15 protein-coding genes and 1 pseudogene are annotated in these 23,517 nt (G+C 73.6%); 1 reads left to right on the top strand and 15 read right to left on the bottom strand.

Annotated features, from left to right (window positions below; genetic code table 11):
- Positions 1-45: 45 nt before the first annotated feature.
- From RSE42_RS01410 to RSE42_RS01380, 7 genes and pseudogenes are all read right to left on the bottom strand, one after another.
- Positions 46-534 (bottom strand): annotated as a pseudogene (locus RSE42_RS01410) (MaoC family dehydratase); the annotation flags it as partial.
- Between the two features lie 105 nt (positions 535-639).
- A complete protein-coding gene (locus tag RSE42_RS01405) occupies positions 640-1,815 on the bottom strand; it encodes an acyl-CoA dehydrogenase family protein (protein WP_034654689.1) in 1,176 nt (391 codons plus the stop codon).
- Positions 1,812-4,196 (bottom strand): biotin carboxylase N-terminal domain-containing protein, encoded by a 2,385-nt coding sequence (locus RSE42_RS01400; RefSeq protein WP_415297687.1) that lies wholly within the window; start codon positions 4,194-4,196, stop codon positions 1,812-1,814. Before RSE42_RS01400 ends, RSE42_RS01405 begins: the two co-directional genes overlap by 4 nt.
- A gap of 4 nt (positions 4,197-4,200) precedes the next feature.
- Positions 4,201-5,841, bottom strand: a complete 1,641-nt coding sequence (locus RSE42_RS01395; RefSeq protein WP_137279916.1) for a carboxyl transferase domain-containing protein — start codon at positions 5,839-5,841, stop codon at positions 4,201-4,203.
- Positions 5,838-7,487, bottom strand: coding sequence for a dihydrolipoamide acetyltransferase family protein (locus RSE42_RS01390; protein ID WP_415297686.1), 1,650 nt, complete (start codon positions 7,485-7,487; stop codon positions 5,838-5,840). Before RSE42_RS01390 ends, RSE42_RS01395 begins: the two co-directional genes overlap by 4 nt.
- Positions 7,484-8,512, bottom strand: coding sequence for an alpha-ketoacid dehydrogenase subunit beta (locus RSE42_RS01385; RefSeq protein WP_021483500.1), 1,029 nt, complete (start codon positions 8,510-8,512; stop codon positions 7,484-7,486). The genes RSE42_RS01390 and RSE42_RS01385 overlap by 4 nt, the downstream gene beginning before the upstream one ends.
- Positions 8,509-9,822 carry a thiamine pyrophosphate-dependent dehydrogenase E1 component subunit alpha gene (locus RSE42_RS01380; protein ID WP_415297685.1) on the bottom strand — a complete coding sequence of 438 codons (1,314 nt, stop codon included), beginning with the start codon at positions 9,820-9,822 and terminating at the stop codon, positions 8,509-8,511. Before RSE42_RS01380 ends, RSE42_RS01385 begins: the two co-directional genes overlap by 4 nt.
- Positions 9,823-9,964: 142 nt before the next feature.
- Between RSE42_RS01380 and RSE42_RS01375 the strand changes: the two genes are divergently transcribed.
- Entirely contained in the window at positions 9,965-10,441 is a 477-nt protein-coding gene (locus tag RSE42_RS01375) for an Lrp/AsnC family transcriptional regulator (protein WP_021482549.1), read from the top strand.
- Between the two features lie 9 nt (positions 10,442-10,450).
- Here the strand turns inward: RSE42_RS01375 and RSE42_RS01370 are convergent, their stop codons facing one another.
- From RSE42_RS01370 to RSE42_RS01335, 8 genes are all read right to left on the bottom strand, one after another.
- Positions 10,451-11,494 carry a glycosyltransferase family 2 protein gene (locus tag RSE42_RS01370; protein ID WP_043658914.1) on the bottom strand — a complete coding sequence of 348 codons (1,044 nt, stop codon included), beginning with the start codon at positions 11,492-11,494 and terminating at the stop codon, positions 10,451-10,453.
- Positions 11,491-12,129, bottom strand: coding sequence for a hypothetical protein (locus tag RSE42_RS01365; RefSeq protein ID WP_043658912.1), 639 nt, complete (start codon positions 12,127-12,129; stop codon positions 11,491-11,493). Before RSE42_RS01365 ends, RSE42_RS01370 begins: the two co-directional genes overlap by 4 nt.
- A 21-nt stretch (positions 12,130-12,150) precedes the next feature.
- Positions 12,151-14,640, bottom strand: a complete 2,490-nt coding sequence (locus tag RSE42_RS01360; protein ID WP_415297684.1) for a glycoside hydrolase family 3 C-terminal domain-containing protein — start codon at positions 14,638-14,640, stop codon at positions 12,151-12,153.
- Positions 14,641-14,885: 245 nt separating this feature from the next.
- Positions 14,886-17,879 carry a glycoside hydrolase family 3 C-terminal domain-containing protein gene (locus tag RSE42_RS01355; protein ID WP_232322645.1) on the bottom strand — a complete coding sequence of 998 codons (2,994 nt, stop codon included), beginning with the start codon at positions 17,877-17,879 and terminating at the stop codon, positions 14,886-14,888.
- Between the two features lie 198 nt (positions 17,880-18,077).
- Positions 18,078-18,494, bottom strand: coding sequence for a hypothetical protein (locus tag RSE42_RS01350; RefSeq protein WP_415297683.1), 417 nt, complete (start codon positions 18,492-18,494; stop codon positions 18,078-18,080).
- Positions 18,495-18,622: 128 nt separating this feature from the next.
- Positions 18,623-21,022, bottom strand: a complete 2,400-nt coding sequence (locus RSE42_RS01345; RefSeq protein ID WP_415297682.1) for a glycoside hydrolase family 3 N-terminal domain-containing protein — start codon at positions 21,020-21,022, stop codon at positions 18,623-18,625.
- A gap of 345 nt (positions 21,023-21,367) precedes the next feature.
- A complete protein-coding gene (locus tag RSE42_RS01340; protein WP_137279922.1) occupies positions 21,368-22,750 on the bottom strand; it encodes an ATP-binding protein in 1,383 nt (460 codons plus the stop codon).
- Entirely contained in the window at positions 22,747-23,460 is a 714-nt protein-coding gene (locus tag RSE42_RS01335; RefSeq protein WP_031317155.1) for a LytR/AlgR family response regulator transcription factor, read from the bottom strand. The genes RSE42_RS01340 and RSE42_RS01335 overlap by 4 nt, the downstream gene beginning before the upstream one ends.
- Positions 23,461-23,517 lie beyond the last annotated feature (57 nt).

Below are 23,517 nucleotides of genomic sequence, written 5' to 3'. Positions count from 1 at the left end.
AGCCCCGGGTCCGGTGGACGCCCCGGGGGACCGGGCGTCGTCGGGCACGGCCGCGGACGCCGCCTCGTGGGCGGCGCGCGTCCAGAAGAGCGCGGTGCGGACGGCGCGTGCGACGAGCACGCCGTCCTGGTTGAGGCCGCGGTGCTCGAGGGTCACGACGCCCTGCCCCGGCCGCGACGCGGAGAGCCGCTTCTCCACGACCTCCGTCTCGGCGTAGAGGGTGTCGCCGTGGAACAGCGGCTTCGGGAACTCGACCTCGCGGAACCCGAGGTTCGCGACGATCGTGCCCTGCGTGACCTGCCCGACGGAGAGCCCGACGAGCGTCGACAGCGTCATCATCGAGTTGACGAGCCGCTGCCCGAACGGCTGGGTCGCGGCCCACGCGGCGTCGAGGTGCAGCGCCTGGTGGTTCATCGTGAGCGTGGAGAAGACGACGTCGTCCGCCTCCGTGAGCGTGCGGCCGGGCCGGTGGCGGTACACCACCCCGGTCTCGAGCTCGTCGTAGTACAGGCCCCGCTGGACCACCTCGCGCATGCTGCTCCTCCCCTCGTCCCTGACGGCGCGAGCCGCCGACCACGAGGTTGCTGTCGGGATGACCGTGAGAGCGACAGCAACCTCGTGGTCGGCGTCGGTCCCGCGCTAGCCGTCCAGTCCCAGGCTCCTCGCGATGACCATGAGCTGCACCTCGGTCGTGCCCTCGCCGACCTCGAGCACCTTCGCGTCGCGGTAGTGCCGTGCGACGGGGTTCTCGTTGAGGAACCCGTAGCCGCCGAAGATCTGCGAGGCGTCGCGCGCGTTCGCCATGGCGGCCTCGCCGCCCACGAGCTTCGCGACCGACGCCTCCGCCTTGAACGGCTTGCCGCGCACGAGCTTCTGCGCGGCGTCGAGCCACGCGAGGCGCGCGGTGTGGACGCGCGCCTGCATGCGGGCGAGCGTGAACGCGACGTGCTGGTTCTCCCCGATCGACCGACCGAACACGACGCGCTCGCGCGCGTACCGCAGCGCCTCCTCGAGGCAGCCCTGCGCGGCGCCGGTCGCGAGGGCGGCGAACGCGATGCGGCCCTCGTCGAGCGCGCGGAGGAAGTTCGCGTAGCCGCGGCCGCGCTCGCCGAGCAGGTTCCCGGCGGGCACGCGGACGTCGGTCAGCGTGAGGGGGTGCGTGTCCGAGGTGTGCCAGCCGACCTTGTCGTACGACGGCCCGACCTCGAGCCCGGGCGTCCCCGCGGGGACGATGATGCTCGACAGCTCCTTGCGCACCTCGCCCTCCGGGCCGACCGTCTCGCCCGTGACGGCGGTGATCGTCACGAGGCTCGTGATGGGCGTCCCCGAGTTGGTGATGAACTGCTTGGACCCGTCGATCACCCACTCGTCGCCGTCGAGCCGCGCGGTCGTGCGGGTGCCGCCTGCGTCGGACCCGGCGCCGGCCTCGGTGAGCCCGAACGCCGCGAGCGCCCGCCCGGCCAGCAGGTCGGGCAGCCACCGCTCCTGCTGCTCGCGCGACCCGTGCCGGTAGAGCGGGACGATCCCGAGCCCGACCCCGGCCTCGAGCGTCACCGCGATCGACTGGTCGACGCGCGCGAGCGCCTCGACGGCGAGGCACAGCGACACGTAGTCCTGGCCCTGGCCGCCGACGTCGCGCGGGAACGGCAGCCCGAACAGCCCGAGCTCCCCCATCTGCGCGATGATCTCCATCGGCAGGCGGCGTTCGGTGTCGTAGCGGTAGGCGGCGGGGGCGACGACGCTGTCCGCGAAGTCGCGCACCACCTGGCTGAGCTTCCGCTGCTCGTCGTCGAGCAGGACGTCGGCCTCGATCATGATGCTCCCTGGGTGTCGGGTTGCGGGACCGGAGCGGCGGGTTGTGCCGCACCGGAGTCGTGAGGGTGGACGACGGCGACCACCTGGTCCCGGCGCACGAGGTCGCCGGGGCGCACGCGCACGTCGGCGACGCCGTCGTGCGGGGCGAGGAGCGGGTGCTCCATCTTCATGGCCTCGACGGTGACGAGGACGTCCCCGGCGGTGACGGGCTCGCCGTCCGCGGCGGCCGTGACGACCGTGCCGGGCATCGCGGCGCGCACCTCGGGGTCGGTCGCGCCGGGCGCGTCACACCGTGCCCGACGGCGGTCGGCCCGCGCCCGGGCGGCGCGCTGCTCCCGGTCCGGGGCGGCCAGGGCGACGGTCCGCCCGTCGCGCCACACCCAGACCGTCGCGGGCTCGCCGTCGGCGGGGGGTGCGTCGAGGGCGAGCCGCACGCGCTCCCGGACACCGTCCAGGGTGAGCCACCACGCGCCGTCGGCCCCGGGGTCCCGGGCGAGCGACGCCCGCACCGCGTGCGTCGTCGAGCCGGGCCACGCGCCGTCGTCGGGTGCCGGCACGTGCACGACGGCGTCCCCCACCACCCCGGACACCCGCACCTCGTGCGCGCCCCCGCCGGCATCGACGAGCAGGACCCGCCGCGCCGCCGCGTCCCCGTTGAGCCGCCACCCGTCCCCCACCCGCCAGGGATCGCCGTCGGCAGCCACTCCGACGTCGAGCAGGCGGTCATGGCCCGTCCCGCCCCCCGGACGAGCCACAACCACCTGCTCGACGAGGAACAGGGCTGCGGCGACGAGGTCGACCCAGTCCGGGCCGTCGGACGGCGAGCCGACCTCCGAGGCGAGGGGGCGGGGGGTGTGCGCGCCGTCGTGGTCGGGCCTGGCGGGAGCGCCCGAGGAACGAGGGCGCGGAGGGTAGACGGCGCGCGCACCCCCCGGCCCCTCGCCGGACCCGGCCATCCCGGAACCGGCGGAGACCAGACGGTCGATCAGGCCGGTGTCGAGCCGGCCCGCACGGACGTCGTCGTCCGCGAGGAGAGACCGCAGGAACGCCGTGTTCGTCTCGACACCCAGCACGACCGTCCGCGCGAGCAGGCCGTCGAGGCGCTCCACGGCCTCGTCGCGCGTCTCTCCCCACGCCACCGCCTTGGCGAGCATCGGGTCGTAGTGACCGCCGACCACCGAGCCTGCGCAGATGCCGGAGTCCAGGCGCAGCGGCGAGGCGCCGGGCCCGGCAGGGGCGTCGCCGTCGTCGTAGACCCGGACCGACCCGGTGGCCGGGAGGAAACCGCGCTCGGGCGACTCGGCGTAGAGGCGCGCCTCGACGGCGTGGCCGCGGAGCACGACGTCGCTCTGCGCCAGGCCCAGCGGCTCGCCCGCCGCGACGCGGAGCTGGAGCGCGACGAGGTCGAGGCCGGTGACCATCTCGGTCACGGGGTGCTCCACCTGGAGGCGCGTGTTCATCTCGATGAAGAAGAACTCGTCCGGGCTCGCGGCGGGGACGAGGAACTCGACCGTCCCGGCACCGACGTACCCGACGGACCGCGCGACCTCGCACGCGGCCTCGCCCATGCGGGCGCGCTGCTCCGCGGTGAGGAGCGGCGACGGCGCTTCCTCGACGACCTTCTGGTGGCGGCGCTGGAGCGAGCACTCGCGCTCGCCGAGGTGGACCACGGTCCCGTGCGTGTCCGCGAGCACCTGCACCTCGATGTGGCGCGGCGCCTCGACGAGGCGTTCGAGCAGGAGCGTGTCGTCGCCGAACGACGACGCGGCGACCCGGCGCGCGGACGCGAGGGCGCCGGGCAGGTCGGCCTCCGCGCGCACGACGACCATGCCCTTGCCCCCGCCCCCGGCGGACGGTTTGACGAGCAGCGGGAACCCGACGGCGTCCGCGGCGGCGAGGAGGTCGTCGTCGGACATCCCGGGCTCGCCCGCCCCCGGCACGACGGGCACGCCCCGCGCGCCGACGATGCTCTTCGCGGCGAGCTTGTCGGCCATCGCCTCGAGCGCGTCGACGCCCGGCCCGACGAACGCGATCCCCGCGCGCTCGCACGCCCGGGCGAGCGCCGGGTTCTCCGAGAGGAAGCCGTAGCCGGGGTGGACCGCCTCGGCCCCGGTCGCGACCGCCGCGGCTACGACGGCGTCGACGTCGAGGTAGCTCTGCGTCGCGGGCGCGGGCCCGAGCCGGACCGCGACGTCGGCCTCGCGCACGTGGCGCGCGTCGGCGTCGGCGTCGGAGAAGACGGCGACGGACCGCACGCCGAGGCGGCGCAGCGTGCCGATCACGCGGCACGCGATCTCACCGCGGTTCGCGACGAGGACCGTGCGGAAGCCAGTCCCGCCGGACGGGTGGGCGGTCGCGTCGAGGAAGGTGCGGGAGGTCATCGGCTCACATCCGGAAGAGGCCGAACCGGTCACCGGTCCAGGTCTCGGCGAGGGGCGTGCGCGCGCACACGCCGAGGGCGAGGCCGAGCACGCGGCGCGTGTCGGCGGGGTCGATCACGCCGTCGTCCCACAGCCGCGCGGTCGCGTAGTAGGGGCTGCCGTGCTCGTCGTAGTCGGCGCGGATGCCGGCGGAGAACGCGGCCTCCTCGTCGGGGTCCCACGTCTCGCCGCGCGCCGCGAGCTGGTCGCGCTTGACGGTCGACAGCACCGACGCGGCCTGCGGGCCGCCCATCACGGAGATGCGGCTCGCGGGCCACGACCACAGGAAGCGCGGCGAGTACGCGCGCCCGCACATCGAGTAGTTCCCCGCCCCGAACGACCCGCCGACGATCACCGTGAGCTTGGGGACGCGCGTCGTCGCGACGGCCGTGACCATCTTGGCGCCGTCCTTCGCGATCCCGCCCGCCTCGGCGTCGGTGCCGACCATGAAGCCGGAGATGTTCTGCAGGAACAGCAGCGGGATGCCGCGCTGGTCGCACAGCTCGACGAAGTGCGCCCCCTTGAGCGCGGACGCCGAGAACAGCACGCCCTGGTTCGCGAGGATCCCCACCGGGTGCCCGTGGATGCGCGCGAAGCCCGTGACGAGCGTGTCGCCGTACTCGCGCTTGAACTCGTCGAACCGGCTCCCGTCGACGAGCCGGGCGATGACCTCGCGCGGGTCGTAGGGGGCCTGGACGTCGGCCGGGACGGCGGCGTACAGATCCTCCCCCGGGTCCTGTACGGCGGCACCCGCGACGCGGGGAGGCTCGCTGGTCGCGACGTCCCACGCGGGTTCCGGGTCGGGCGGGAGCGTCGCGACGATGCGCCGCACGGTGTCGAGCGCGTCCTCGTCGTCGTCGGCGAGGTGGTCGACGACGCCGCTGCGGCGCGCGTGCAGCTCGCCGCCGCCGAGCTCCTCGGCCGTGACGACCTCGCCGATCGCCGCCTTCACGAGCGGCGGCCCGCCGAGGAAGATGGTGCCCTGCCCGCGCACGATGACGGTCTCGTCGCTCATCGCGGGCACGTAGGCGCCGCCCGCGGTGCACGACCCGAGCACCGCGGAGATCTGCGGGATCCCCGCCGCCGAGAGGCGCGCCTGGTGGTAGAAGATCCGGCCGAAGTGGTCGCGGTCCGGGAACACCTCGGCCTGCCGGGGCAGGAACGCGCCGCCCGAGTCGACCAGGTAGACGCACGGCAGCCGGTTCTCCAGCGCGATCTCCTGCGCCCGCAGGTGCTTCTTCACCGTGAGCGGGTGGTACGTGCCGCCCTTCACGGTCGCGTCGTTGCAGACGACCATGACCTGCCGCCCGCTCACGACGCCGATCCCGGCGACGACGCCCGCGGCCGGCCACGCGCCGTCGTCCACGCCGTACCCGGCGAGCGGCGCGATCTCCAGGAACGGGCTGCCCTCGTCGAGCAGCCGGTCGACGCGGTCGCGCGGGAGCAGCTTGCCGCGCGCCACGTGCCGGTCGCGCGCCGACGCCGGGCCGCCGCGCGCGACGTCCGCCGTGCGCTCGCGCAGCTCCTGAGCGAGCCCGCGCTGCGCGGCGTCGTTCGCCCGAGCCGCGTCCGACCCGGGCTCGACGGCGCTCGTCAGGACGGTCACGCGACCACCTCCTGCCGGCTCCCGGCGAGGAGCGCGAGCGCCGGGTCCTCCAGCAGGGCACCCAGGTCGGCGAGGAAGCGCGCGCCCTGCTCGCCGTCGACCACGCGGTGGTCGAACGACAGGCTGAGCGTGACGACGTCGCGCAGCGCGACCTCGCCGTCGTGCTCCCAGGGCCGACGCCGCACCGCCCCCAGGCCGAGGATCGCCGCCTCGCCGGGGACGAGGATCGGGGTGCCCGCGTCGACGCCGAACACCCCGACGTTGGTGATCGAGATCGTCCCGCCGGTCAGGCGCTCGGGCGTCGTGCGGCCGTCGCGCGCGGTGGTCGTGAGGTCGGTCAGCGCGACCGCGAGGTCGGGCAGGTCGAGCGCCTGCGCGTCGGGCACGTGCGGCACGACGAGCCCCCGGTCGGTCGCGACCGCGATCCCCAGGTGCACCCGCCGGTACCGCACGATCTCTGCCGAGCCGTCGGGGAGGTCGCGCCACGCGCTGTTGAGCGCGGGGTGGCGCGGCAGCACGAGGCACAGCGCGCGGGCCGCGAGCGCCAGCACGGTGATCCGCGCGCCGCGCACGAGGCGGTGGGTGCGCAGCCGCTCCAGGAGCTCGACGCTCCGCGTCACGTCCACGGTGAGGAACACCGTCGCGTGGGGCGCCGTGAACGCGCTCGCCACCATCGCCGCCGCGGTGTGCTTGCGCACGCCCCGCACGGGCACGACCTCCGCCTCGAGGCCGGCCGCGCGGTCGGCGGCCACGCCCGTCACCGCGCCCGGCGCCGAGAGGGGAGAAGTGGCCCCTCGGCCGCGGTCCGGAGGGGCCACTTCTCGCTTCTCGCCGCTCGGTGCCCCCGGGCCGGCGGACGTCGCAGGGTGCGCGTGGTGCTCGTCGCGCGGTCGGCGTGCGACGTCGCGGTGGCAGCTCACCGCCGCGAGGACGTCCTCGCGCGTGATGAGCCCGTCGCGGCCGGAGCCCTCGACGCGGTCGATCCGCACGCCGAGCTTCTTCGCGAGCGCGCGCACCGGCGGCGTCGACCGGGGCCGCTCGCCGGTCACGGTGGTGCGGCGGGGCGCCTCGGCGACGTCGGGCCGTGAAACCTGGGTCTCAGTCGCCGCCCGCCGGGGTCGACGCGCGGGCCGCCCGACCCGGTCGGGTCGGGCCCCGTAGCCGACGAGGTTCGGCTCGGGTGCGTCGGCGGGGTCTGCCAGGGTGGCGGCCGGGTCACCGCCCGAGGAGCGGGCCGGGCCGTCGGACAGGCCTCCCGTCGGGGCGGCTCCCACCCCGGCGACCGCCCCGACCAGGGCGGGGACGGCGTCGGGCACCCGGGCCGGGACCTCGGCGGACCCGGGCGCCGCGGCGCCGTCCGCCACCGGGGCGGCACCGCCGCCGGACGCGGGGGCCGCGCCGTCGTCGACCTCGAAGGTGACCAGCGGCTCGCCGACGCTCACCGTCTGGCCCTCCTCGGCGTGGAGGGACGCGACGACGCCCGCGTACGGGGACGGGAGGTCGACGAGGGCCTTCGCGGTCTCGACCTCCGCGATGACCTGGTTGAGCTCGACGCGGTCGCCCGCGTGGACGTGCCAGCTGACGATGTCGGACTCGGTGAGACCCTCGCCCAGGTCGGGGAGGCGGAACTCGCGCAGGGCCGTCATCGGGCCACCTCCGCGACGGGACGCCCGGACGACGGCACGAACGGCTCGACGCGCCCCAGGACGCGGTCGACGCCGTCGAGGATGCGGTCGAGGTCGGGCAGGTAGTGGCCCTCGAGCTTCGCGGGCGGGTACGGCATGCCGTGGCCCGTGACCCGCACGGGCGGGGCCTCGAGGTACTCGAAGCAGCGGTCCGTCACGGTCGCGGCGATCTCCGCGCCGAGCCCGGCCTGGCGCGGGGCCTCGTGCGTAACGACGACCCGCCCGGTCTTGCGGACCGACGCCGCGACGGTGTCGTGGTCGATCGGCGACAGCGAGCGCAGGTCGACCACCTCGACGGACACGCCGTCGTCCGACGCGGCGACGGCGGCGTCGAGCGCGGTCCCGACGAGGCCGCCCCAGGTGACGAGCGTGACGTCGTGGCCCTCGCGCACGACGCGGGCCCGGTCCATGGGCGGCGGGTCGACGGGGTCGAGGTCGACCTCGCCCTTGAGGTGGTAGCGCCGCTTGGGCTCGAAGAAGATCACCGGGTCGTCGCACGCGACGGCCTGGCGGAGCACGGTGTACGCGTCCTGGGGGTTCGCGACCGACACGACGCGCAGCCCGGCCGTGTGCGCGAACAGCGCCTCGGGCGACTCCGAGTGGTGCTCGGCCGCGCCGATGCCGCCGCCCACGGGGATGCGGATCGTGATCGGCAGGCGCACCTTGCCGCCGGTGCGGGCGTGCATCTTCGCGAGCTGGGACAGGATCTGGTCGAACGCGACGAACACGAAGCCGTCGAACTGGATCTCGCACACCGGCCGGTAGCCGCGGTACGCGAGCCCGACGGCCGTCCCGATGATCCCGGACTCCGCGAGCGGGGTGTCGAGCACGCGCCGCGGTCCGAACTCCGCCTGGAGCCCGTCCGTCACGCGGTAGACGCCGCCCAGGCGGCCGACGTCCTCGCCCATGACGACCACGCGGTCGTCGTCCGTCATCGCGCGGTGCAGCCCGGCGCCGAGCGCCTTCGCGAGCGTGAGGGTCGTCATCGCGCCTCCTCCCCGTCGAAGCCGGCGAGATAGTGCGCGTACTCCGCGCGCTCGCGGTCCAGCGCGTGGTGCGGCTCCGCGTAGACGTGGTCGAAGAGCGAGAGCGGCGGCGGGTCGGTGAGCGCGACGCACCCGGCGCGCAGCTCGGCGGCCGCCGCGTCGGCGACCTCCTGCACGTGCGCCGCGCCCGCGTCGTCGAGCACCCCGACGGCGCGCAGGTACGCCTCGAAGCGCGCGATCGGGTCGCGGCGCGTCCACTCCTCCACCTCGGCCGCGTCGCGGTAGCGCTTCGGGTCGTCGGCCGTGGTGTGCGGGCCCATGCGGTAGGTGACGGCCTCGATCAAGGTGGGGCCGCCGTCGTGCCGGGCGCGGTCGAGGGCCGCGCGGGTCACGGCGAGCACGGCGAGGACGTCGTTGCCGTCGACGCGCACGCCCGGCAGGCCGAACCCGCGGGCGCGCTCCGCGAGCGGGACGCGCGACTGGAGCGCGACCGGCTCGGAGATGGCCCACTGGTTGTTCTGGCAGAAGAACACCACCGGCGAGCGGTACGTGGACGCGAAGACGAACGCCTCGTTCACGTCGCCCTGGCTCATCGCACCGTCGCCGAAGTACGACACCCCGACCGGCAGCCCGGCGGCGGCGTCGACGCGGCCGGCGTCGACGTCGTTCTGCACGCCCATCGCCCAGCCCGTCGCGTGCAGCGCCTGGGCGCCGATGATGACCTGCGGCGACGCCATGCCGATCGCGTACGGGTCCCAGCCGGAGACCGCGACGCCGCGCCACACGCGCACGAGGTCGACGAGCGCCGCGCCGCGCACACGCGCGACGGCGTGCTCGCGGTAGGAGGAGAAGACGAAGTCGTCGTCGCGCAGCGCGCGCGCCGAGCCGACCTGCGCCGCCTCCTGGCCGAGGAGCGGTGGCCAGAGCGCGAGCTCGCCCTGCCGCTGGAGCGCCGTGGCCTCCGCGTCGATGCGACGCGCCACGACCATGTCCGTGTGGAGCCGCAGCAGCGTCGACCGGGCCGACGCGCGCGCGGCGTCGTCAGACGCCGTCGGGTCGAGGTCCGCGAGCCACCGGTCGAGGTCCGGGTCGCGGTGGCGGGTGCCGTCCTCGTCGAGCACGCGCAGGGTCGGCGTCGACCCGGGGCCCGGGTCGGGCGGGTCCTGCCGCGGCGCGTCCTTGCGCACGTCGCGCACCACGTTCTTCCGGTCTGCTCGTGCGTCGCGCGGGGTTGCCGCCCGGTGACCGTCGTACGCCTTCGGCGGGGTCGCCGCCGTCGGTCCGGTCCGCACCGCAGGTTCGCTGGGCATCGTCGCCACCTCACCTCGGGGAGCCGGTCCTCTCCGTCGAGGACCGAGGTAGGGGGAACGTAACCCGCGTCACGCACATGGCTCCACCGACGCCTGCCGCACCGTGCACTGTGACCGCTGTCACTCGGTTAGGGTGAGCACCATGCACAGCGCCGACGCTGTCGACCTCGACCTCCTGCTCGCGCTCGCCGACGACCCGCGGGCCACGATCGTCGCGCTCGCCGACCGGCTGCGGCTCTCCCGCAACACGGTCGCCGCGCGGCTCGCACGCCTCGAGGCCGAGGGCGCGTTCCTCGACCTCGACCGGCGCATCGACCCGCACGTGCTGGGACACCCCCTCACGGCGTTCGTCGAGGTGCAGCTCCGGCAGAAGGAGCTCGCGCGCATCGTCGACGACCTCGCGCGCATCCCCGAGGTCGTGCAGGCGTTCGGGCGCAGCGGCACCGCGGACCTGCGCGTCACCGTCGCGTGCCGCGACACGGACCACCTGTTCCGCATCGACGCCGCGATCCTCGCGATCGACGGCGTCGAGCGCACGGAGACCTCGCTGTCGATGGGCGAGCTCATCCCCTACCGGCTGCGGCCGCTCATCGAGAAGCAGCGCCGCGGCCCGCGCTGACGGGGACGGTCAGCTGAAGCCGATCGCGCGCTGCGCGACCCGGTAGGCCAGGACCGTCACGCGCCGTCCCGCCGGACCGGGGAGGTTGGCGATCTGCCCGAGGCCCGACCAGCGCACCTGGTGGTAGAGCTGGGGGTCCTGAGCGCGCAGGCGCGACCAGAGCCGCTCCTTCTCCACGAGGCACGCGGGCGTCCCCGCGCGCACGAGCAGGATCGACGACACCGCGCAGATGATCTCCACGTAGTGCAGCAGGTAGCGGCGCAGGCGCCGGTCGGTCACCGGGGTCCGCGAGACGTGCTCGAGCATGAGCCAGTTGACGCGGAGCTGCTGGTCGAGGCGCTTGAGCATGACGGCCTCGTGCACGGACTGGTCCTCGCGGCCGATGAAGTACCGGTAGAGGTCGACGTCGAGGTAGTACAGCGTGCGCACGTGCGCGAGCGGCACCAGCGCGTACAGGTTGTCCACGTAGAACGTGTGCTCGGGGAGCCGCAGCCCCGCGTCGCGCAGCACCTGGGTCCGGTACATGAGAGCGTGCATCATCATGTACTGGCGCTTGGCGAAGCGGCGGGTCTGCGACCACGTGAGGACGCGTCCGCGCGGCAGCGCGCCGCGGTACCGGACGGCCGTCTTCACGCGCTTGCCGACCTTCTCGTACACGAAGTTGCTCACCAGCAGGTCGACGGGCTCCCCGCCGGGGGTGCCGGCGTCCACGAACCGGCGCACGAACCCGCGCAGCGTCGCGAGCACCTGGGCGAGCGCGGCGCGGTCCACCCAGTCGTCGGCGTCCACGACCTTGAGGTACTCCCCGCGCGCGTGGTCGAGGCCGGTGTTGATCGCCGACCCGTGCCCGCCGTTGGCCTTGCGCAGTACGTGCACCTCGCCCGGGAACCGGTCCGCGTAGCCCTGGGCGAGCGCCGCCGTCCCGTCGGTGGAACCGTCGTCGACGACGAGCACCTCCACCTCGGGACCGAACCCGACGAGCGAGTCGAGCGCGCGCGCCAGGTACGGCTCGGCGTTGAACGCCGGGACCACGACGGTCAGGAGCGGGGTCACGACGCACGCACCTCTCCGGCGTGCTCCGCCTCCGGCGCGGCCGGAGTCTCGGGCACCTGCTTGAAGATGACCTTGAAGATCGGGAAGAACACCCAGAACGAGATCGCGGCGTTGATGATCATCGTCGTGAAGTCCGCGAGGGTCTCACCGGCGCCGCCCAGGCCCCACGTGTCGATGAACAGCTCGTAGATCGGCGTCTTGTACAGGCCCTGCGCGGCGGCCGCCGCGATCGAGATGACGACGTACGCGATGGTGTACCAGAGCGCGGCCTTCGCGACCGACGAGTTCGACTTGAACGTGATGGTGCGCTGAGCGAAGAAGTTGATCACCTGCGCCACCAGCAAGGTGATCTGCACGGCGAGGAAGTATGCCAGCCCCCCGCCACCGCCCGGGAGCGGACCGGCGGCGTAGTCGAACACGTAGAACGTCGACCCGTCCGGGTTCGTCCCGACCGGCCAGACCTGGAACGCGACGTCGACCAGGGCGGTCATGCCGAAGACCCACTTGATGAGGGGCATGAGCGCGAGCTGCAGCACGGTGATGCCGTTGCTCAGCACGAGGAACACGACGAACTGCGCGGTCCCCGGTCGCTTCTCGGAGAACCGGCGCCAGGCGTCGCGGAGGCGGGTGAGCATGGGTGTTCCCTTTCGAGCGGGTCAGGCGTCGCCGCGCAGCGCGCGGGCGGTACGACGGTCGGCACGGCGGTTGCGGACGAACCCGCGCACGACGGCGCCGGTGCCGCGGAAGAAGTGGCCGTTGACGATGCGGACGATGCCGTCGACCATCGCGTCGTCGACCATGCCGCCGGTCATCTTCCCGATGGCGCGGAACGGCATGTTGAGCAGGAAGAGGACGTTGAGGTCCGGCGCGCCCTTGCGGTCCGCCGCGTCGCGCCGCCAGGACAGGACCCGGAACGCGAGCCGGGCGAGGGGCGAGCGCGCGTCGGCGAGGCGCGAGAGCGGGTCGTTCACACCGAGCACCCCGGACCACGCCGCGGTCGGGACCGGTCGGCCGAGGAGCGCCGCGAACTGCGCGTCCGACACGTCGTGGACGCGTCCGGTGCGGTACGGCTCGGGCAGGTCGTCCTCGGTGCGCGGAGGCACCGTGCCGTCGAGCTCGACCGTCGCGCGCAGCGGGAGGTCGTCGACGTGGGAGCCGACGAGCACCGACCAGGCACCCTGCTCGACCTGCCACGCCCCGGTCGCCACGTCCCAGTGCCGGAACGCCGCGTCCCCGAGGGGGACGGTGACCGTGCGCGACTCGCCCGGGTCGAGCTCGACGCGCGCGAACCCCGCGAGGGTGCGGTCCGGGCGGTGGACGCCCGGCGTCTCCCGACGCACGTAGACCTGCACGACGTCCGCCCCCGCGACGGGTCCGGTGTTGGTGACCGTGACCGTCACCCCGACGGCTCCCGCGTCCGCGTCGACCACGAGGTCGGAGTGCGCGAACGTCGTGTACGTCAGCCCGAAGCCGAAGGGGAACGCGACCGGGACGTCGGCGCTCGTGTAGTACCGGTAGCCGACGTACAGGCCCTCGCGGTAGACGGCGGTGCGCCCGGTCGCGGGGAACGACGCGGCAGTCGGGGTGTCCGCGAGCCGCACGGGCAGCGTCTCGGCGAGCCGCCCCGACGGGTTGACGGCGCCGGTGAGCACGTCGAGGACGCCCCCGGCCCCGGCCTGCCCCCCGAGGTAGCCGTGCACGAGCGCGCGAGCCGCGCCGAGCCACGGGGTGGAGATCGCGCCCCCGCCCGCGAGGACCACGACGGTCGCGGGGTTGACCGCGGCCACGGCCTCAAGCACCTCGACCTGCGCCGGGTGCAGCGCGAGCGTCGTGCGGTCCAGGCCCTCCGACTCGGCGATCTCGTCGAGGCCGAGGAACAGCAGCACCGCGTCCGCGCCCTGCGCGGCCGCGACCGCCTGCTCGCGCAGCCCGGCGTCGGGCGTGCCGTCCCGACGGAAGCCGGGGGCGAACGTCGTCAGCTCGAGCCCCGAGCCCTCGATCACGTCGAGCACGCTGTCGAGGCGGGCGGGGTTGACCGCGGACGACCCGGAGCCCTGGTAGCGCGGGGTGCGCGCGAAGTCGCCGACGACCGCGACCCGGGTCCCCGCCGCCAGCGGCAGGAGCGCGTCCTCGTTCTTGAGCAGCACCGCCGAGCGCGCCGCGACCTCGCGGGCGAGCGCGTGGTGGGCGTCGACGTCGACGGCCGGGGCGGTGCCCGGCTCGCGGGCCGCGGCGACGAGCCGCAGCACCTCCTCGGCGCGCGCGTCGAGGTCGGCCGCATCGAGGCGGCCCGACCGCACGGCGTCGACGAGCCGGCGCGCCGAGCCCAGGCCGGCCGCCGGCATCTCGAGGGTGCCACCGGCCGCCGCGGCGGCGACGACGTCGTTCGAGCCGCCCCAGTCGGAGACGACGGTGCCGTCGAACCCCCAGTCGCGGCGCAGGACCTGGGTGAGGAGGAACGGGTCCTCGTGGGCGTAGACGCCGTTGACGAGGTTGTACGACGACATGACCGTCCGGGGCCGGGCCTCCGCGACGACGATCCCGAACGCCGAGAGGTAGACCTCCCGGAGCGTGCGCTCGTCGACCACCGAGTCCGAGACCATGCGGCGCAGCTCCTGGGAGTTCACCGCGAAGTGCTTGGGGCACGCGGCGACGCCGTGGGACTGGATCCCGCGCACGTAGCCGGCGGCCATCCGGCCCGCGAGCAGCGGGTCCTCGGAGAAGTACTCGAAGTTGCGCCCGCCGAGCGGCGACCGCTTGATGTTGAGGCCCGGGCCGAGCAGCACGTCGACGTCCTGCGCCGCGGCCTCGGCGCCCAGCGCGGAGCCCACGCGCTCGGCCAGCTCGACGTCCCACGTGTTCGCCACGGCGGCCGCCGTCGGGAAGCACGTGGCCTCCTGCGAGGCCGCGATGCCGAGGTGGTCGGCCGCCCCGAGCTGCTTGCGGACGCCGTGCGGGCCGTCCGCCAGCCAGAGGGAGCGGACGCCGAGCCGCGGGAGGTCGTGCGTCTCCCACACGGTCTTCCCCGTCAGCAGGGCCGCCTTCTCCAGGAGCGTCAGGCTCGCGGTCGGGACGACGGCGGTCGTCGGCCCCGAGGCCGCGGCCGTCTCGCCGGCCGCGGCGGTGGTCTCGCCGTGGAGCTGCACGGTGCTCTCCTTGCGTGGTCGTGGGGTCGTGCGGGGTGCGTCGGGGCGGTCCCGGGCAGGCCGGGGCCGGCCGTCGGCGGTGCGCCGCGGACGGCGACTGGTCGGACGTGCGGGGCGGGGGCCCGGTGCCGGACGGCCGTCCGGGCCCCGGCGTCGGGCCGGCGGTGGTGGGCGCCACCGGCCCGACGGCGCCGGGTGCCGGGTCTCCCGGGCGGTCGCCCGCCCGGGAGACCCGTCGTCACCGGCTACCGGGCGGCGGGGACCGCCGGCTCGGAGGCGGGTGCGGCGACCTCCTCGGCCGCCGACCGGTGCCGGCGGACGCGCCGGACCACGAGGAAGGCGCCGACCAGGACGAGCAGCCCGAGCAGGACCGACACGCCGATCTGGACGTAGACCCAGGTGGGCGGCGTGTAGGTGACCGTCGCGCCGGGGGCGAGCCCGTTCATGGCGTTCGAGTTGGCCACCGTGAACAGGATGTTGTGGGTCGCGTTCCGGATGTCCGTGACGGCCTTCGCGGACGTCGTGTCACCGAACGACTTCGACGGCTGGAAGGTGAGCGTCAGGTCCGTGCCCCCGTCGAGACCCTCGTTGGGGTTCATGTACGGGTACAGGTTGAAGTCCGTGATCGCGAAGCCCTCGAAGCCCCACTCCCCGCGCAGCACGTCCGTCATGAGCGGCTTCGAGCCGCCCGTCCACGTCGCGCCGATGCGGTTGAAGGAGCTCATGATGCCGAGCGCCCCGACCGTCGTCTCCTCGATCGTGCCCTCGTCGTCCGCGATGTAGCGGACGTCCAGGGAGACGTCCTTGATCGCGAGCTCGAACGGCTTGAGGTAGATCTCGCGGATCGTCTGCTCGGTCGCCCAGGTCGCGGGGCCGTTGTCGACGCGGTTCGTCTCCTGCTCGTTGAGCGCGAAGTGCTTGAGCATCGTGTAGACGCCCTTGCTCGCCGCGCCGTTCGACACGGCGGCGGCCATGCGGCCCGAGAGGAGCGGGTCCTCCGAGTAGTACTCGAAGTTGCGGCCGCCGAACGGCGAGCGGTGCAGGTTCACCGCGGGCGCGTACCAGCCGTTGAGCCCCTTCTGCAGGGCCTCCTCGCCGATCATCGTGCCCATCGCGGTGCCGAGGTCGACGTCCCACGTCTGCGCGATGAGCACCTCGGACGGGTAGGCGACGCCGTTGATCGACGAGTTGATGAAGGACGAGAAGCCCGCCGGGCCGTCCGGCTCGACCGTCTGCGGCTTGGCGATCGAGGCGATCGCGGCCGTCTGGTACGCGCCGTTGAGGAGCATGTCCGTCATGTCGCCGACCGTCAGCGAGTCGAGCAGCTCCTCCCACCGCGGGTCGTCCTTCGGCAGGCCGCGCAGGTCGACGAGCGTCAGGTCGGAGCGCTCGCCCGTCGCCGGCATCTCGCCGTCGAACGCGGCGGCCTCGGCCTCGTGGTCCCAGGCGGCGAAGCCCTCCTGGGTGGCCTCGTCCGCGACCGACTGCTCGGCCGTCGGGGCCTGCGGGAACGTGCCCGCGAAGTCGGCGCGGGACATCGGGACGACCGTGCCGTCCGCGCCGTCGGCGCTGAAGCGCGCGGAGACGTCGTCGAACCGGTTGGTCACCTCGGCGAGGTCCGACGCGCGGTGCTCCTCGCCCGTGTACACGACGTCGGACGCGACCGGGTAGGTGATCGGCTCGGTGCCCGCCGCGACGGTGTGGGAGTCGGTGCGCAGGCTGAGCGTGTAGTCGCCCGCCTCCAGGACGTACGCCTTCGCGCCCAGGTGGTCGTAGGACGCCATGTCCTCGACGGCGAGCTCGAGGGTGACCGTCTCGCTCGCGCCCGGCGCGATCGTCCCGGTCTTGGCGAAGTCGCCGAGGACGACCTCGGACTTCTCGACCCCGCCGGGCGTGTACGGCGCCGAGTAGTAGAGCTCGACGACGTCGCGGCCGGCGACCGTGCCCGTGTTCGTCACCTCGACCGTGACCGCGACGGTCCCGTCGACGTCGCCCGCCTCGGTGCCCGTGACCGCCCACGTGAAGTCGGTGTAGCTCAGGCCGTAGCCGAACGGGTAGACCACCGCGTCGTCGTAGTCGATGAAGCCCTCGGCCGCCGCGGTCTCGTAGTAGCGGTACCCGACGTAGATGCCCTCGCTGTAGTTCACGAACGGCGCGTTGCTCGTGACGGTCGCGTTGGACGTCGCCTTCTCGACCGCCGAGACGGGGTAGGACGCCTCGACGTTCGAGTAGAAGAAGCTCCCGAAGTTGGCGAACGTCGGGTCGGCCGTGAAGTCGGCGGCCCACACGTCGACCGTGCGGCCGGACGGGTTGACCTCGCCCGTGAGGACCGACCCCAGGGCGTTGAAGCCGGTGGCGCCGGGCGAGCCCGCGAGGAGGATCGCGTCGACCTCCGGGTCGGCCTGCAGCTCGCCGAGCTCCAGGGTCGTGGACGCGTTGACGACCACGACGACCGTCTCGAAGCTCGCCTTCGCGAGCGCGATCAGGTCCTTCTCGTCCTTGTTCAGCTCGAGCTGGTGCTGACCGGGCTCGGCGTGGTCGTCCCAGCCGGTCATGTCGCGCGTGAGGTCGCCGCCCTCGCCGCCGGGGCGGCCGATCGTGACGATCGCGGCGTCGCCGAACTCGGCGAACGTCCCGGACCGCGCCTCGTAGTCGCCGACGGGCAGCTCGCCGACGGTGTAGCTCGACGCGTCGGGGTTGTCCATCTCGATGTGGCCGCGCGGGTTCTCCGCCGCGAACGCCTCGATCGTGGCGTAGACCTCGTCGTTGACCGTGAGGCCCGCGTTCTCGAGGCCCCCGCGGACGGTCACGGCCGAGTTCGTGTCGACCGAGCCGGAGCCCGAGCCGCCGAACACCGGGTCCGCGGACGCGCGGCCCAGCATGGTCACGCGGGCGTCGCGCGTCAGGGGCAGCGCGCCGGCCTCGTTCTTCGCGAGGACGATGCCGCCGGCCGCGATCTCCTCGACGAGGGCCTTCGCGGCCTCGTCGACGGACTCCTGGCTGTCGTGCTCGGCCGTGTAGTACGCGGTGTCCCAGCCCGAGGACTCCTCGGAGTTGGTGAACGTGTAGGTGCCGGACCCGAGCTGGGACGCGACCCAGCCGCCCGCGACGTTGAGCGCGACGTTCGCGACGACGACGAGCACGGTCACCGTCGCGAGCACGGGGACCCAGATCCACAGGAACTTCTTGTTCGACATCGGTGTCCTGGCACCGTCGGCGTTCTTCGCCCTGGCGTTCACTGCATTCCTCCTCGAGTGCGGCCCGTTCCTCAGGCTAGGAGCGGGGTACGGCGCCGCCCGCCGCGGCTGCACGATCGGTCGTTTCTGCGGCACGGACGGTCGTCCGTGCTCGACCCGTGCCGTCCGGTGCCCCCGCCGTCCGCCTCGCCGTCCGCCCGGCGAGGCGGGCGGGGAGGCGGACGGCGGGGAGCGGTGCGGCTACTCCCCGGCCGGGGTGATGGTGCCGTCCTGGTCGATCTGCCACGTCTCGCCGGTCTCGGCGGAGTCGGCCTCGATCGTGTACTTCCCGTCCTTGATGTCGACCGTGCCCCGGACGCGCGAGGCGGCGTCGGAGGGGACGAACGGCACCACCAGGAGGCCGTACTTGACCGTCGGCTCCTTGACGTCGCTGGCGAGCATGATCTGCGCCCAGCTGTCGTCCTCCGCGAGCGCGTCGGCGACCGCCGTGCGCGCGTTCTCGAGGTCGGTCGCCACGTCGACGTCGGTCGCCTGGCTCTCGGACGACGACGGCCCGGCGGCGGAGTCGTCGCCGCTCCCGCACGCCGTCAGCCCGAAGGCCCCCGTGACGGCGACGAGCAGCCCGATCCCCGTGGTCAGCGCCTTGTTCCGCTTCACTTCCTGCTCCTTGGTTCGTTCGTGCCGCGGGCCCACCCCGCGGCCTGGTCGGGGCCGGACGGCGCCGGACGGGCGCCGTCCGCCCCGGGCGGGCGGCCGCTCGTGCGACCGCCCGCCCGTGCGGTCCGTCAGTCCGTGATCGGCCCGCCGTAGCTCAGCCCGAAGCCGTAGTCGTAGGCGTTGCCCGCAGCGTCGGTGTAGGGCGTCATGTCCTTCGCGACGTCCTCCTGCTGCGCCTCGACCGTGTCCATGTCCTTCGGGAACTGGACGGGCAGGCGGCCCTGGGGCTCGTGGAGGCCGAGCACGACCTCGAGGAGCGCCTGGTCGCTCGTGCCGAAGCCGACGACGATCGCGTCGGACGCGGGCTCGAACTCGGCCGGGACGACCGGGTTGGTCGCCTTGAGGACGGTGACGACCGGGATGTCCTTGCCGGACGCCTCGACGGCCACCACGGCGCGCTCGAACGCGTCGAGGTCCGACTCGTTCGCGATCTTCGACGTGTTCCCGAAGTACGAGCGGTTCTGGCGCGTGCCGTCCGGGAGCAGGTCGCCGGAGATCGAGGTCTGGCGCACGTTCGGGCCGTCCGCGGTGTACGGGCGGTACTGCAGCGACAGCGGGTACCAGGTGTCGTTCTCGAGGTCGTGCCCGATGTTCGAGAACGTACCGCCGTTGTCCGGGCTGTCCATGCCCACGAGCACGAGGTCGACGTCCGACAGGTCGGGAGCGGTGTAGCTCGTGACCTTGTCGTCGGCGTCAGTGACGGCCTCGTCGGTGAGCACGGTGCCGAAGTACTGCTCGGCCACCTCGAGGTCGATCCCGGCGCCCTCGGTGTACTCGCCCGGACCGAACGAGCTCGCGAAGCCGGTGTTGTAGCTGCGCGGGATGTAGACGGTCTTGTCCTTCCACGCCTCGGCGTCCGCGGCGGTGACGGTCTCGCCGTCGTTCTTCAGCAGGACCACGGAGTCGAGCTGCGCCGCGTAGCCCGCGTCGACCTTGTCGTCGCTCGCCAGGATCGACGTGGACTCGTCGAGGTCCAGGTACGCGTTCTCGTACAGGCCCGGGTTGAAGAACATCGTGAGGATGCGCGCGCCGGACTCGCGGAAGCGCGTGTCGGCGTCGACGTCGTTCGTGCCGGCCTCGAAGTCGGCCTGCCACATCTCGTGGGCCGCGAGGACCGGCGCGACGTCGTTGTTGCCGCCGAACATGTCGTGCCCGGTCTTGAGGATCTCGTAGTGGCGCTGCTCCTTGGTGAGGTCCTCGGCGCCCCAGCCGGTCGCGATGACCGCGCCCTCGTCGTTCATCCCGGTCGTGACGCCCCAGTCGGTGACGACGACGCCCTGGTAGCCGTTCTCCTCGCGGAGCAGGTTCATGCGCGTGTCGTCGTACGCCGTGCCGACGCGCTCGCCGAACAGCGGCTCGCCCTCGCCGTCGAGCGCGATCGAGTACGCCGACATGACGGCCGCGGAGTCGAGCGACCCGAGGAACGCCTCGGTGTGCGCGTCGAAGTTGCCGCCCGGGTAGACGCCGTACTTGCCGGCGTCGGTGTGGGCCTCGCGGCCGCCCTCGCCGGGGCCGTCGCCCGCCCAGTGCTTGATCATCGCGTTGACGGACTCGGGGCCCCAGCCGTCCTGGCCGGTCGTGCTCTGGTAGCCGTCCACGTAGGCGGCGGCCAGCTCGGTGTTCTGCTCGACGTCCTCGCCGAACGTGCCGCCGACGCGCAGCCACCGCGGCTCGGTCGCGAGGTCGATCTGCGGGCTGAGGGCCGTCGTGATCCCCAGCGCGCGGTACTCCGCGGAGGACATCTCGGCGAAGTTGTCCATGTGCTCGACGTCGAACGTCGCGGCGAGGCCGAGGTTCGACGGCCAGCGCGAGATGTCGGCGCCCTCGGCGTTGTAGCCGCCGGAGCCCGCGGTCGAGCGCGGGTCGGAGGCGAAGTTCACCGGGACGTAGGGCTCGTCTGCGGTCGCGAGCGACTCGGCGTAGGCCTGCATCTCGTTGGCCCACGTGACGGTCGCCTCGACGTCGCTCGGGCCCGCGTGCAGGACGTTGCGCAGGTGGGAGTCCGTCAGGTACTCCTTCTGGGCGTCCGTGAGGCCGTCGGCCTGCGACCGCTCGTGCGAGCTGAAGAGCATGAGCCCCGCGATCTGCTCGATCGTGAGCTCCTCGGCGAGGGCCGCCGCGCGCTCCTCGGCCGGCTCGCGCCAGTCCTCCCACGTGTCGAGCGTCCCGTTCGCGTTCATGTCCTTGAACGCGAGCTCCTGGCCGTCGACCTCCTCGGTGAGGAGCTCGACCGCGCTGTCCTTGCCGTAGGAGAGCGTGGGCCCGTCGCCCGGGTTGTCGACGACCACGAAGGACGTGGTCCCGTCCGTGACCTCCCGCGTCGTGAACGCGTCGGCCGCGCTCTCGTCGTCCGTGGTGCCCGCCGTGCATCCCGCCGCGGCCACGAGCGCGAGGCTCGCGAGCGCCGCCGCTCCCTTGACGCGGCCCGCCCGGTTGTCGCGGTGTCCCGCCGTTGTCGTTGTCTTCATCGACCTTCCCTTGTCGTCTCCGCGCCCACCCGCTCCGCACCGACCCCGGCGACCCACCCGGAGGCGCGTGCGTGGCGCAGCGAGCTCTGCGAACCCGTCGAGGCCCGGGACGTCGTGGTCCCTGAGCCGCGCCGTCACGCTATGGACGCGGGCGGCGGCGGGGGCGGCCGGGTGCACGAACCGTCGCTTTGCGTCCACGAACGGTCGTCGAGGTCACGGCGGGGTCACGGTGGGCGGGTCCCAGGTCCCGCCCGGACGGGCCGTCCGGCGGCCTCCGGGGCGGCGGTCCGTGGCCGCGCGACGGCCTGTGACCCCGGCCGGGGTCCGTGGCCGCGGGGCGCGGGTCTACGCCGGGTGCGTGGCCGACGCCGCCTGCCGGGGCGAGCCCGTGGGCGGGCGGTCCTCCGGCATGGGCAGCAGGACGCGCAGGAGGAACCAGCGGTCCTCGGTGTTCACCGTCATCGACCCGCCGTACTTCTCCGCGGTGTACCGGATGGACTTGAGCCCGTACCCGTGCCGGGTGCGGTCGGCGCGCCGGGTGACGATGTCTCCGCCCTCGGTGCGGAGCTCGCCGGAGAAGTAGTTCTCGACCGTGAGCAGCACGAAGCGGTCGCGCGCGTAGACCGCGACCTTGATGATCCGCCGCTCCGGGTCGGGGACGGCCATGACGCCGTCGATCGCGTTGTCCAGGGCGTTGCCGAACACCGCGGCGACGTCCATCGCGGACATGAAGTCGAGCAGGGCGCCGTCGACCACGCACGTGAGGTCGATGTCCCGCTCCGCGCACTCCTGGCTCTTGGTCGTGAGGATCACGTCGAGCACGCCGTTGCCGGTGTCGGCCTGCCGGGCGTGGCCGGAGATGCTGGCCTCCAGGTGGTCGAGGTAGGACGCGCGCCGGCCCGGGTCCGCCTCGGCGCGGATCACCCCGATCTGGTGCTTGAGGTCGTGGTACTTGCGGTGGACGATCTGCATGTTCCGCTTCGACTGCAGGTACTGCTCGTGCTGCCGGCGCAGCATCTCGTCGATGGCGCGCACCTCGGACCGCGCCTGGTGCTGGAGACGTTGGCCCTGCTGGGCGTAGAGGGCCACGAAGCCGCACAGGTCGACGAGCGTGCGGATGTAGAAGATCTCGAGCCCGAGGCGTCCGCTGAACGGCGTGTTCGCGTTGAGGAAGCTGATGTTGCTCATGAAGAACGTGACGAGCGCGATCGCGACCGCCGACGCGAGCTCGCCGACCGTGACGTCGAGCTCCTGGCCGGGGCGGAAGTGGCGGGACTCGACGACGTACGCGACCCCGTACCCCACCGCGTACACGAGGACGAAGAACGCGACCTGCCAGGCCGTGCCGGGTCGGCCGTCGGGCAGGAAGAAGAAGCAGTGGACCTGCCAGTGCAGCGCCGCCACGAGCTCGGCGAGCACGAGCGCGCGCGCCGCGAAGTACCCCGCGTCGCGCGCCGAGACGCGCGCCGCCGCGACGATGAACCCGTACATGCACGCGACCGCGGCGGCCATCCCGACGGTCCACAGCTGGCGCGGCAGCAGGTCGGCGAGCGCCTGCACCCCGACCTGCGCGGCGAGGGCGACGACGGCGAGCGCCACGAGCCGGGCCCGCGGCAGGCGCGGTCGGCGCAGGAGCACGTAGACCAGGCACGCGAGCCACTCCGCGAGGCCGGTCAGCGCGCGCGGGATGTCGGGCAGGGTCGCCATGAGGTCGGTCGCGGCGCTCATGCCCGTCGTGCCCCGAGGTAGTCGGTGAGGGCCGCGAGGAACGCCTTCTTCCGCGCCCGGCTGATGAGCAGGTCGTGCCCGCCGACCAGGAGCACGCTGCTGCCCTGGACCGCGAGCACGTGCCGCAGGTTCACGAGGTAGCCGCTGTTGCTCCGGAAGAAGTCCCGGCCCTCCAGCTGGGCCTCGAGCGCCTTGAGCGGCCCGACGACGGAGTGCCTCCCGTCCACCGTGTGCACGGTGGTGCGGTGCTTCGCGCTCTCGAGGAACACGATGTCGTCGGTCGCGACGCGGGCCAGGCCGCCGTCGACCGCGAGCAGGAGGTAGTCGGCCGACCGCCGTCGGAGCCGGGCCACGGACCGCTTGAGCTCCTGGGAGAACGCGAAGTACCGCAGCGGCTTGAGCATGTAGCTCAGCGCGTCGACCTCGTACCCCTTGATCGCGTGCTGGGTCATGTTGGTGATGAAGATCAGGACGACGTCCGCGTCGACCTGGCGGATGCGCCGGGCGGCGCTGAAGCCGTCGAGGTTCGGCATCTCGACGTCGAGCAGCAGGATGTCGAAGTCCGGCCGGTACCCGGTGACCACCTGCTCGCCGTCGGCGAAGAGCGCGACGGCGAACTGCTCGCCGTGCTCCTGCTCGTAGCGTCGCAGGTACTCCACGAGCAGCGCGCTGCTCGCGGGGTCGTCCTCCACGATGCCGATCCTGATCACGATGCCGTTCTCCAGGGACTGCGCCCCCGGGGCGTGGCCCGACGACCGGACACCTCC

The sequence above is a fragment of the Cellulosimicrobium sp. SJTW-1 genome (assembly GCF_047716875.1).
In the GTDB taxonomy this organism is placed as follows: domain Bacteria; phylum Actinomycetota; class Actinomycetes; order Actinomycetales; family Cellulomonadaceae; genus Cellulosimicrobium; species Cellulosimicrobium funkei.
The sequence above is the reverse complement of the archived record's forward strand: the minus strand, read 5'-3'. Positions and strand labels throughout refer to the sequence as shown.